Source organism: Streptomyces sp. NPDC059248, assembly GCF_042753905.1.
GTDB lineage: Bacteria > Actinomycetota > Actinomycetes > Streptomycetales > Streptomycetaceae > Streptomyces.
This window is the reverse complement of the sequence record NZ_JBHYZV010000133.1, coordinates 1-12,563: the sequence shown is the minus strand read 5'-3', so window position 1 is coordinate 12,563 and position 12,563 is coordinate 1. Positions and strand designations below refer to the sequence as shown.

Annotated in this window: 4 protein-coding genes; 2 read left to right on the top strand and 2 right to left on the bottom strand. The window is 73.5% G+C overall.

Annotated elements, in window-relative coordinates:
* Nucleotides 1-589: 589 nt before the first annotated feature.
* Nucleotides 590-3,193 carry a BTAD domain-containing putative transcriptional regulator gene (locus tag ACFXG1_RS32125; protein WP_384745721.1) on the top strand — a complete coding sequence of 868 codons (2,604 nt, stop codon included), beginning with the start codon at nt 590-592 and terminating at the stop codon, nt 3,191-3,193.
* Between the two features lie 14 nt (nt 3,194-3,207).
* Here ACFXG1_RS32125 and ACFXG1_RS32120 read toward each other — a convergent pair whose 3' ends face one another.
* Together ACFXG1_RS32120 and ACFXG1_RS32115 are read right to left on the bottom strand one after the other, a co-directional pair.
* A complete protein-coding gene (locus ACFXG1_RS32120; protein ID WP_384718200.1) occupies nt 3,208-4,875 on the bottom strand; it encodes an aspartate aminotransferase family protein in 1,668 nt (555 codons plus the stop codon).
* 87 nt (nt 4,876-4,962) lie between these two features.
* Nucleotides 4,963-5,373, bottom strand: a complete 411-nt coding sequence (locus ACFXG1_RS32115; RefSeq protein ID WP_384718198.1) for a YybH family protein — start codon at nt 5,371-5,373, stop codon at nt 4,963-4,965.
* Nucleotides 5,374-5,730: 357 nt separating this feature from the next.
* On the opposite strand from ACFXG1_RS32115, the gene ACFXG1_RS32110 reads away from it, so the two are divergent.
* Nucleotides 5,731-12,563 (top strand): type I polyketide synthase (locus ACFXG1_RS32110; protein ID WP_384745719.1); only part of this gene is annotated, 6,833 nt, incomplete at its 3' end.

Below are 12,563 nucleotides of genomic sequence, written 5' to 3'. Positions count from 1 at the left end.
GACGGCACCCGGCGGTTCGCCGGGGTGGATTCTCCTGATCCGTGGGAGCGGTAAAGCGGCACCGGATTCAAAGCTGCCGAATCCGAACCTAGCCGGATATCGGATTCGGCCGTCCTGGCCCCGTTCACACGGCGGTAACCGGGTGTTCCGCGCAGGACGGGCCGGACGGTGGAACGGGCGGAGCGCGGAGCTGCGCGCCGGTGGTTCCCGGTGGGCGCCGGAGTGCGAGCCCCACGGCGTGCGCCCTCGTTTATCGAGGGCCGGTGGATTGCCTGAAGTGCGGCGATGTGGCGGCAGTCACGGTTTGTCCACTTCTCGTCCATCACGCTTTCCCGGATATGGCGACGTGTTGCCTGCCGTGTTGACGCGCGGAGACGCGGCGGTGTGCCGGATGGATTTCAGGGACTTTTCGGCCAACGTTCGCAGGGTTTTCCGCTGCGGTGAATGAAGGGTGTGCCGATGGTAATGAATTTACTTGCGACTTGCACTATTCGAGGTCGAAATTCTATTCGGTTCCGGTCGGATGCCGTTCGATATTTCTTGTGCGCACCGGGGAGAGGAACACGTGCAATTCCGGATCTTGGGGCCGATGGAAGTACTGGACGGCGACCGGTCCCTGACGCTCGGCGGTATCAAGAGGAGGGCGACCCTCGGGTACCTGCTGCTGCACGCCAACCGGGTGGTGGCGACCAGTCAGCTCATCGGCGCCCTGTGGTCCGTCGACGACGCGCCGTTGTCGGCGCGGAAGATCCTGCAGAACGCCGTATGGGGCCTGCGGCGCGAACTGAACCGGACGCCGTCGCCGGCGGACGGCGTCACGGCCGCCCTGGACACGAAGTCCCCCGGCTACCGGCTCCGCGTCGAACCCGAGGACGTCGATCTCTTCCGTTTCCACCGTCGCGCGGACGAAGGACGGGCCGGCCTGGCGGCCGGAGAACCGGGGCGGGCCGCGCGGGTCCTGCGGGACGCCCTCGGGCTGTGGCGCGGACCGGTGCTGGCGGACCTCGTCGAAGCGGGCTTCGCCTGGCCGGAGTTGGTCGCCGCCCAGAACGCCCGGTGGAACGTGATGGAGGACTACTTCCACGCCGAGCTGGCCTGCGGCCACCATCTCGCCGTGCTGGAGGAACTGGAATCGATGGTGGCGCGCACGGCACTGCGCGAACGATCGTCCGGACAGCTGATGCTCGCGCTCTACCGCAGCGGCCGCCAGGCGGACGCGCTGGGCGTCTACACCACGGTACGTACGGCACTCGTGGAAGGGTTCGGTCTGGAGCCCGGCCGGGAGCTCCGGAGCCTTCAACGGGCGATCCTGGAACACGACGACTCCCTGCTGCCGCCCGGGACGGTCCACCCCTGGGAACTCTGCGGCCGGGACACGGCCCTGCTGTCCGCGTCCGCATCCGCATCCGCATCCGCATCCGCGCCGGTGTCCGTGCCGGCACCTGTGTGGGCGTCGGACGGCGGGGTCTTCGAGGCCGGCCGTGGACCGGACCGCCACGGTGACCAGCGTGCCGACGCCGATCGTACGGCGGACGAGGGGACCGTCGCCCCGGCGGCCGTACGCCGTCCCGTTCTGACCGGCGCCGAGCGCGCCGGGACCCGCGCGCCGCGCGGAGCACCCCCGCCGGGCGGCCCGGCCACCGCCCCGCCGACGGCGGGCACCGAGCCCGGGGCGGTACCGTCGATCCCGGTCCAGCGCGCCTTCCGGCACGACGAGCGGCCCGGGCGGGCCTCCGGCCGCGCGCCCGGCCGTGGCGCCGCCGGGGAACGGGGCGCGACCGGCGAACGCGAACCCCTGAGCGTTCTCATGGTGCGGTCCTGCCCGGCCCCGGGGGGCGCCGCGGCCGGCCCGCCGACGGATATCGCCGCCCTGATCACGGACAGCGTCGAGTACTTCGGCGGCAGGGTCAGCGCCACCCACGGCCCGGTGTCCCTGGCGGTGTTCGGCGGCCGGGAGCGGGACGGCGACGCGGCCGAGTGCGCGGTGATGGCATCGCTCACGATCGGGGACGAGTCGCGTACCGGCGCCACCGGCCGTACGGCGCGGCAGACCGACGGGCCCGTCCTGCGTACCGCGGTCGTCAGCGGGGAGGCGCTCGTACGCCATCGGCTCGCCGACGGCACCCCGGTGACGGCCGCGGGCGCCCTGCTCGACCGGGGACGCGCCCTGCTCGCCCGCACGCACGCGGGCGAGATCAGGGTCTGCGACGACACCCGGCGGGCCACGGAGTCCGCCGTGGTCTACCACCGCGGTGACCGGCCCGGCGAGTGGGCGGTCGGCGGGGTGCGCCGGGAGGCCGTCGGACACGGTCCGTCCCCCCTCCCCCTCGTCGACCGCGAGTCCGAGCTGGAGCTGCTGCGGGGCCTGGAGGAGCTGTCCGGGCAACGGTCGCACGCACAGCTGGTGACCGTGCTGGGCGAGGCGGGGACGGGCAAGTCGCGGCTGCTGGCCGAGTTCGGACGCCGGACGGCCGGTCTGGCGCGGCCGGCCCACCACCGGGTCCCGGCGCCGGGCACCGCAGGACCCCGGGACGCGGGCCCCGAACCGCCGGGTACGGGCGCGAACGGCGCGCACGCCATCCAGTGCGAGCTGGTCAACGCCCTCTGCGGGATCCTGCCGGACGATCCTCCGCAGCGGCAGATGGACAAACTCCTCGACGCGTTCCGCCAGGTGGTCGACGACGCGGAGGAGCGGCTGAGGTGGCTCAGGACCTGCCTCGTCCCGTTCATCCATCCCCGCACCCCTCCGGACCCCGGGAACGACCCGGCGGCGGAACTGGCCGAATGGCGGGAATTTCTGGAGCGTACGGAGCTGACCCGGCCGCTCGTCCTCGTCGTCGACGACCTCGACCGCGCCGACGACGAGGTGCTGGACTTCGTGGACGGCCTGGCCGACACCGCGGGGGCGCCGCTCGTCGTCGTGGTCTCGGCCGGGCCGCGGCTGCTGCGGCGCAGGCCCGGCTGGGGCGGCGGGAAGCCTCACGCCACCACCCTCACCCTGGACGCACTCTCCGACGCCGCCGTCGACGAGCTGATCGACTGTCTGCTGTCGTCCGAGCCTGGCGAGCACCGCGGCGCCGTACGGTGGTTCCAGCGGCAACTGGCCCGGGGCGCGGGCCTGCGGCCGGACGAACGCCGCCGCTCCATCAGAGCCCTCCTCGGGCTGAGGGCCCCGGCCGGCGGCCGGCCGTAGCCCCCCGATCGCGCTCACCCGCCGATGAACGCCCGCTCGTCGCCCTCCCGCAGGACCTCGCACAGCTCCCGGAGGGCGATGTCCAACCGCCGGACCTCCTCTTCGGTGAGCAGGACCGACGGCTCGAAGCGCAGGGTGTTCACGGCGCTCGCGGTGGGGAAGGTCCGGATACGGTGTACGCGCAGCAGATACCCGGCGACGAGATAGCCGAAGGTGCCCGAGCGGGCCGCGTCGCGTACCGCCTCCATCACCGAACCTGACTGGTCGTGGAGTTCGAGACCCAGCATCAGCCCGGTCCCCCGGACGTCCTTGACCACCTCGGGGAAGGCCGCACGCAGCGCGTCGAACACTTCCGTCAGCCGCTCTCCGCCCTCCCGCGCCAGCCGGTAGGCCCGGCCGTCGTCGGCCTCCAGCAACTCCAGCGTCCGCAGCGCGATCGTGGACGAGAAGGTGTCCTTCGCGAAGGTCGAGGTGTGGACCAGCTCGAACTCCGGACGGTACCGGCCGCCCCGGATCAGGGTCACGGCCGTCTTGGCGAGCCCGCCGCCCAGCCCTTTGGCGAGGGTGTAGTAATCCGCCCGCAGACCGATGTGGGAACTGGCGAAGAAGGCGCCCGTACGGCCCATGCCGCTCTGGATCTCGTCCACCACGATCGGGCAGTCGGCGGCGGCACAGGCCCGCTGGATCTCCGCGGCGGCACCCGGCGTGACCCTTCGGATGCCGCCCTCGCCCAGGATCACCTCGCACACGAACGCCGCGAAGACGGGGAAGCCCCGCTCCCGCACCCCGACCTCTCCGTTCTCCACGACGACGTCGAGCAGGACGCCCCGCTCCCGCTCGAAGACCCCGGCGAGGGCCTCCGGCCGGTCGAAGGGAATGAACCGGGCGGGCGGGGCCATCGCCTCGAACGGTGTCCGGTACGCCGCGTTGTGGGTCAGCTGGACACTGCCGATGAGTTTGCCGTGGAAGGAGCCCTCCAGGGTGAGCAGGAGCGGCGGCCGGGCGGCGCGCCGGGCGTTCTCCCGCAGGACGGCCCGTACCCACCACTCCCCGCCGGTATCGGAGGTGTCGTTGTCGGCGGCGTTGTCGGGGGCGCCGGCGTCGTCGGGGGTGTGCGGCGTGTCGGGGGCCGGTTCCGCCGCCGCGCCGATGCCCAGGGCCTCGAACACCGCGTCGGGCGGCTTGGCCTCACCGGCCCGTACGGCGGCGGCCGCGGCGTCGAGATGCCCGGCGATCTCCTCGTGGATCGCCCGGATCCGCAGACCCCGGTCGAACTCGGCGTGCTTGAGGGCGACTTCGACGGATTCGGCGCCACTGTTGGAGAAGACCGAGAAGTACGGCTCGTCCGTGCCGAACTCCCGCCGGACGATCCCGTCCAGCACGGCGGCGACCCGGCTCGCGGCGGGCTGCCGGGAGCCCTGTGCCAGCGTCGGGGTGCCCGCGTCGAGGAACGAGCGGGCGGCGGCCACGATGCCGGGATGGTTGTGCCCCAGGACGAGGGAGCCGTAACCGCCGGCGTAGTCGATGACGGCGGTCTCCGTGCCGTCGTCGGCGGTGAGGAAGAGGGTGTTGCCCTCCCCCCGTACATACTCGACACCCAGGCCGAGTGCGGCGAGCCACTGGAGCAGTAACGGATCGGCGAGTTCGGATTCATGCGCGGCCGATGGCGCGTCTGAGGTCATGCGCCGACGGTAACGACCTGCCCCGCCGCGCCCTTCTTCCCGCGGTCTCCCGGCGGTCAGCGGACGTTCCCCGGGCCGGATGGGGAGTCACTCCGGTCGTGGGGGCGCCCCGCCGAACGGGTTGTCGACCGCGAAGCGCCAGGTGCCGTCGGCCCCCAGCCGCAGGACGTCGACACCGGTTCCCGCCATCAGCTCCGTCCCCTCCGGCGCGGCGATCTCGACGGACCAGTCGACGATCAGCAGCGCCGTGTCACCGGTGACGAACGCCTCCCGGAGCACGGCCGTCATCCGCGGCCCGAGCGCGAGGAAGGCGGCGAGGGCGTCCCTGCGGGCCTGCCCGGTCAGCGGATTCCCCGGCTCCCACACGGAGATCGCGTCCTCCGCGTACAGCGGGTCGAGCCGGTCGATATCGCCCGAGTTGAAGGCCCGTAGATAGCGTCTGCCGTGCTCCACGGCACCGGCGGTGGCGTCCGGGGCGGCGTCGGTCGTACGGGCCATATCGGTCTGCTCCCCACTGTGTCGGGCGTGGTGGCGGGCCACCGGAGCCCACCGGGAATCCCGTGGGCGGAGGGCCGAATGCCGCCCGACGCTACCCGACGGTCCGTCACCGGCTCGTCACCATCGGTTCACCGCCCGCTCGTCGGCCTTCCGCAAGGCGCCGATGACCCGGGTGAGACCGGGCCGCGGGTCCCTGCCGGTGATACTGCTCCGCGTCCGCCTTCGCGTTCCCCACGCTTCCGGGGTTCCCCCGCCGCCGTGTGCCCGACGTCATCCGCGTGCCCGACGCATCACGATCGCCGCCGTATCGCTGCCGTATCGCCGCCGTCGAACCTCCATGAAGGAACCCACCCGATCATGAAGAAGATCGCTGTCGTCGCCGACGTGGCCGTTGTCGGGGTGTCCTGCCGACTGCCGGGCGCGTCCGGCCCGCGGGCCTTCTGGGAGTTGCTGCGCTCCGGCGGTGACGGAGTCGCCGAGGGGCCGGACGGCCGGCGCGGTGGATTCCTGACGGACGTCGACGCCTTCGACGCCGGGTTCTTCGGGCTGTCGCCGCGGGAGGCGGCCGCCATGGACCCCCAGCAGCGACTCGCGCTCGAACTGGCCTGGGAGGCGCTGGAGGACGCGGGTACCGTGCCCGGCACGCTCGCCGGGAGCGGCACCGGGGTGTTCGTCGGCACCTCCCGCGACGACTACGCGAGGCTGGTCTACCGACAGGGCACCGACGCGATCACGCAGTACAGCATGGCCGGCCTCAGCCGGGCCGTCATCGCCAACCGGGTCTCCCACCATCTCGATCTGCGGGGACCCAGCCTCACCGTCGACACCGCCCAGTCCTCGTCGCTCGTCGCGGTCCACCTCGCCCGTGAGAGCCTGCGGTCGGGCGAGGCGACGGCGGCCGTCGTCGTGGGCGTGAATCTGAGCGTACTCGCCGATCAGCGGGTCACCGAGGAACGTTTCGGCGCGGTCTCCCCGGACGGCATCTGCTACGCCTTCGACGCCCGGGCGAACGGCTTCGTCCCCGGTGAGGGCGGCGCCGCCGTGTTCCTCAAACCACTGGAGACGGCGCTGGCCGACGGGGACCGGATCTACGGCGTCCTGCACGGCAGCGCCGTCAACAACGACGGAGCCACCGCCGGCCTGACCGTACCGAGCCGGTCCGCCCAGGAGCAGGTGATCCGCCGCGCGTACGAGGACACCGGTATCGACGCCCGGAGCGTCCAGTACGTCGAGGCGCACGGCAGCGGCACCCCCGTCGGCGATCCGGTCGAAGCCGCCGCCCTGGGCGCGGCCCTCGGCGCGGGCCGGTCCGCCGGGGACCGGCTGCGGATCGGCTCGGCGAAGACCAACGTCGGCCATCTCGAAGGCGCGGCCGGCATCGTCGGACTCCTGAAGACGCTCCTCGGCCTGTACCACCGGGAGCTGCCCCCCAGCCGTAACTTCGAGACCCCCAACCCCGCCGTCCCCTTCGACGACCTGGGGCTCGCCGTACAGCGCACGGCCACCCCGTGGCCGCACCCCGACCGGCCCCTGGTGGCCGGGGTGAGCTCGTTCGGGATGGGAGGCGCCAACTGCCATGTCGTGGTGGGCGCGGCTCCCGGCACCGACGCCCCCGCCGACGGCGGTGGGCGTGAGCCGGGCACCGACGCCCCCGCGGTGGTGCCGTGGGTCGTCTCGGGCCGGGGCGCCGCCGCCCTGCGCGCCCAGGCACGCCGACTGGGCGACGCCGTACGCGCCGAGGGGACCGGGGCGGACCCCGTCGACATCGGCTGGTCGCTCGCCACGACCCGCGCCGCGTTCGACCACCGCGCCGTCGTCGTCGCCGACGGCAGCGGCGACCCGGGCGGCATCCTGGAGGAACTGCTGGCGGGACTGGACACCCTGGCCGACGGCAACACCTCGTCGGACGCGGTGTCCGGCACGGCGCGCACCGGACGTCTCGCCGTCCTGTTCGGCGGCCAGGGCGGCCAGCGGATGCTCATGGGAGCCGGGCTGTACGCGGCGTACCCCGTGTTCGCCACCGCGTTCGACGAGGTGAGCGGGTATCTCGACCCGCTGCTCGACCGCAGCCTCGGTGAAGTGATCGGCTCCGGCGCCGGACTGGACGACACCCGCTTCACCCAGCCCGCGCTGTTCGCCGTCGAGGTCGCCCTGTTCCGTCTGGTGCGGTCCTTCGGCCTCCGGCCGGACCTGCTCGCCGGGCACTCCGTGGGCGAGGTCGCCGCCGCCCACGCCGCCGGGATCCTCTCCCTCCCCGACGCGTGCGCCCTCGTCGCCGCCCGGGGCCGGCTGATGGCGGGCCTGCCCGCCGGGGGCGCCATGATCGCGGTGGAGGCGACCGAGGACGAGGTGCGGCCCCTGCTGACGCGCGGGGTGGTCGTCGCCGCCGTCAACGGCCCCCGCGCCGTCGTCCTGTCCGGGGAGGCCGGGCCCACCGCCGACGTCGCGGAGCGGCTCGCCGCCGCGGGTCGCAGGACGAACCGGCTCCGGGTCTCCCACGCCTTCCACTCGCCGCTCATGGAGCCCGTACTGGACGAGTTCCGGGCGGTCGTGGCGAACCTGCGGTTCGCCTCGCCGACCACACCGATCGTCTCCACCGTCACCGGCCTCCCGGCGGACGACGGCCTCATGACCGCGCCCGGCTACTGGGTGGACCAGATCCGCCGCCCGGTCCGTTTCCTCGACGCCGTACGCGCCCTGGAGACCGAGGGCGTTACCACCTATCTCGAACTCGGGCCCGACGCCGTCTGCTCGGCCATGGCCGCCGCATCGGTACGCGACGGCGCGGCGGCGGTCCAGGTCTCCGCCCTGCGCGCCGACCGCCCCGAGGCCCGAACGCTGCTGGCCGCCCTGGCGACCGTGTTCGTACGGGGCGGGCGGGTCGACTGGGGCGCCGCGTACACCGGTACCGCGGCCCGCCGTACGGACCTGCCCACCTATGCCTTCCAACGCGAACGGCACTGGTTCGACACCGGCACCGACACCGACACTGACACCGATCCCAACACCACGGCCGCCCCCGCCGCGCCGATGCCCGGCACGCCCCCGGCCACCACCGACCCGGCGGCGGGGGACCAGCCGCCCGGCCCACGGGACGTCGCCGCCCTGCTCTCCTCCCATATCGCGACCGTCCTCGGACACACCGACGAACGGCGTATCGAACCCCACCGCACCTTCGGGGAGCTGGGGTTCGACTCCCTGACGGCCGAGCAGCTCGGCGCCGCGCTCTCCGCCGCCACCGGGCTGCGCCTGTCCGGCGGACTCCTCTACGACCACCCCACGCCCACCGCCCTCGCGGCTCATCTGACCGGCCTGCTCGGGGCCGGGGGAGAAGCCGGGGAGGAACACCGGCCCGGGGAGCGGCGCCACCCGTCGGCACGGGACGCCGAACCCGTCGCGATCATCGGCATGGCCTGCCGCTACCCCGGCGGGGTCACCTCCCCCGAGGAGCTGTGGCGGCTGGTCGCCGACGGCGTGGACGCCGTCTCGGAGTTCCCCGCCGACCGCGGCTGGGGCCTGCGCGCGGACCGGATCGGCGACGACTCCGTCCGCCACGGCGGATTCCTCCATGACGCGGGAGACTTCGACGCCGAGTTCTTCGGGATCTCCCCACGGGAGGCCCTCGGCATGGACCCGCAGCAGCGACTGCTCCTCGAAACCTCCTGGGAGGCGGTGGAACGGGCCGGGATCGACCCCCGGACCCTCGACGGCAGCCGTACCTCCGTCTTCGTCGGCGCCACGGCCCTCGACTACGGCCCCCGGATGCACGAGGCGGACGAGGACACCGCGGGGCACGTCCTCACCGGCACCACGTCCAGCGTCGTCTCCGGCCGCGTCGCCTACCACCTGGGACTGATCGGACCCGCCGTCACCGTCGACACGGCCTGCTCGTCGTCCCTGGTCGCCCTGCATATGGCCGTACGGTCGCTGCGCTGGGGCGAATCGTCCCTGGCGATCGCGGGCGGTGTCGCCGTCATGTCGTCCCCCGGGATGTTCGTGGAGTTCTCCCGGCAGGGCGGGCTCGCCCCCGACGGCCGCAGCAAGGCGTTCTCGGCGGACGCGGACGGCACATCGTGGGCGGAGGGCGCGGGCCTGCTCCTCCTGGAACGCCTCGACGACGCGCGCCGCAACGGCCACCGGGTGCTGGCCGTGATCCGCGGCAGCGCCGTCAACCAGGACGGCGCCTCCAACGGACTCACCGCCCCCAACGGCCCCTCCCAGCGGCGCGTCATCCGGGAGGCCCTGGCCGACGGACGGCTGGCACCCGCCGATATCGACGCCGTCGAGGCACACGGCACCGGGACCAGGATCGGCGACCCGATCGAGGCCGAAGCCCTCATCGCCACCTACGGCAGCGGCCGTCGCGACGGCCACGCACCCGTGTACCTCGGAACCCTGAAGTCCAATATCGGCCACGCCCAGGCGGCGGCGGGCGTCGGCGGCGTCATCAAGATGGTCGAAGCCCTGCGCCACGGCATCCTCCCGCGCAGCCTCCACATCACCGAACCCACCCCGCACGTCGACTGGACACCCGGCTCCGCCGTGCTCCTCACCGAACAGCGACCCTGGCCCGCGACGGGCCGACCGCGCCGGGCCGCGATCTCGTCCTTCGGCATCAGCGGCACCAACGCCCACCTCGTCATCGAGCAGGCCCCTCCCGAGACCCGGCCCGCGCCGGGCCCGGCGGCCGGCACCGGGACCACTCCCACGGCCACCACAGGGGCGGCCCCCGTCCCCTGGCCGGTGTCGGGCCGTACCGGAGCGGCGCTGCGTGCCCAAGCCGCCCGGCTGCACACCCGGCTGAGCGGTGGCGGGCCCGTACACCCCGCCGATATCGGCTACGCCCTCGCCGCCACCCGTACCGACTTCGAGGAACGGGCCGTCGTCATCGGCGGCGACGCCGCAGACCTGCTCAGCGGGCTCGACGCCCTGGCGATGGGCGAGGATTCGCCCCGGGTGGTACGCGGCACCGCGGCCGGTCCCGGGCGTACCGCGTTCGTCTTCACCGGGCAGGGCGCACAACGCGTCGGCATGGGCCGCGAGCTGTACCGGGCCCACCCCGTCTTCGCCGCGGCCTTCGACGCCGTCTGCGCGGAGCTGGACAGATACCTCGACCGACCGTTGACCTCGGTGATCACCCCCGCACCGGGTGCCGAGGAGATCGCCCTCCTGCACCGGACCGACTACGCCCAGCCCGCGCTCTTCGCCGTCGAAGTCGCCCTCGCCCGACTGCTGGAACACCACGGTCCGACCCCCGACCACGTCGCCGGTCACTCCATCGGCGAACTGGCCGCCGCGCATATCGCGGGCCTCTGGTCGCTCGCCGACGCCGCCCGGCTGGTCACCGCCCGCGGGCGGCTGATGCGGCGGGCCCCCGAGGGCGGCGCCATGATCGCCGTACAGGCGACGGAGGCGGAAGCCGGAGGGTTCCTGGAGGACCGGACCGGTCTGGTCGTCGCCGCCGTGAACGGCCCCGAGGCCGTGGTGCTCTCCGGCGACGCCGAAGCGGCCGATGCCGCCGCGGCGGCCTGGGAGGCACGCGGCAGGCGGACCCGCCGGCTCACGGTGAGCCACGCCTTCCACTCGCCACATATGGACGGGATCCTGGACGCCTTCCGGTCCGTCGCCGAGAGCGTCGCGTACCGCACGCCACGGATCCCGCTCGTCTCCACCGTGACCGGGGAGATCGCCGACGCCGGGGAGCTGTGTTCACCCGAGTACTGGGTACGGCAGATCCGCGAGCCCGTCCGCTTCCTCGACGCCCTGCGCGCCCTGGAGGCCGAGGGCACCACCGTCCTCCTCGAAGTGGGCCCCGACGCCGTCCTCACGGCCATGGCGGCCGACTCCATCGGCGGGGCCGGGATCGCCGTCGTACCGCTTCAGCGCGCGGGACGGCCCGAAGCCGAGGCGTACGTCACCGGGCTCGCCCGCGCCCACACGGCGGGAGCGCCGACCGATCTGGCCGCCTTCTTCCCCGGCGCGACCCCTGTCGACCTCCCCACCTACGCCTTCCGCCGTCGGCGCTACTGGCTGACGTCGGGGGTACGCGGTGACAGGGTGCTCCCCGGGCACGATCGCCCGGATCATCCACTGCTCGCTACGGCCGTCGATCTCGCCGACCGGGACGAGACCGTACTCACCAGCACGCTCTCGTCGAGCGACCACCCCTGGCTGGCCGATCACCGCATCGACGGCACGGTCTTCGCGCCCGCGACCCTCTTCCTCGAACTCGCCCTCGCCGCCGCCGAACACACCGCGTCCGGCCCGATCGCCGAACTCACCCTGGAGTCACCGCTCGCCCTGCCGGACGACCGGGCCGTACGCCTCCAGATCACCGTCGCCGCCCCGGACGACACCGCCCACCGCGCGTTCACCGTGCACGCGGCCCCCGACGACCCCACCGACACCGACACGGGCACGGGCTCGGGCTCGGGCGATCGGCGGACCTGGACCCGGCATGCCTCCGGGTCCCTGGGCCCGGCCGCGCCCGGCCCGGCGAACGATGACCTGCGGCCATGGCCGCCACCGGGCGCGACACCGGAGCCGGTCGACGGTGTCTACGAGCGGCTCGCCGCCCTCGGCTACACCTACGGGCCCGCCTTCCAGGGGCTGCGCGCGCTGTGGCGGTCGGGCGACGACCTCTACGCCGAACTGCGGCTCGGCGAACAGCAGACGGCCGGAGCCGGACGGTACACCCTGCACCCCGCCCTGACGGACGCGGTGCTGCATCCGCTCGTCCTCGCCGCCGCCGACCCGGACCACCCGGAGCTCATCAATCTGCCGTTCGCCTGGGGCGGGGTGGTCGTCCGTACCACCGGGCCGACCGAGCTGCGCGCGCGGATCTCACCGACCGGCTCCGGCACCTACCGCCTCGCCCTCGCCGACGGCAGGGGAACGCCGGTCGCCTCGGTGGATTCACTGGCGCTACGGCCGGTGGCCCGGCAGACGCTCCGGGACGCCGGTGGTGTGGCGGATGGTGGGTTGTTTGGGGTGGTGTGGGAGCGGGTGGGTGTTGTTGGGGGTGGTGGGTGGGTGGTGGTGGGGGTGGGTGGTGTGTTGCCGGTGGGTGGTGGGGTGGATGTGGTGGTGTGGTTGGGGGATGGGGGTGGGGTTGGTGTGGGGGGTGTTGGTGGGTTGTTGGGGTGGGTGTTGGGGTTGGTTCAGGGGTTTTTGGGTGATGTGGGGTTTGT

Coding starts and splice junctions, on each gene's coding strand:
- ACFXG1_RS32125 (WP_384745721.1), top strand. CDS start 590: ATGGAAGTACTGGACGGCGACCGGTCCCTGACGCTCGGCGGTATCAAG.
- ACFXG1_RS32120 (WP_384718200.1), bottom strand. CDS start 4,875: ATGACCTCAGACGCGCCATCGGCCGCGCATGAATCCGAACTCGCCGAT.
- ACFXG1_RS32115 (WP_384718198.1), bottom strand. CDS start 5,373: ATGGCCCGTACGACCGACGCCGCCCCGGACGCCACCGCCGGTGCCGTG.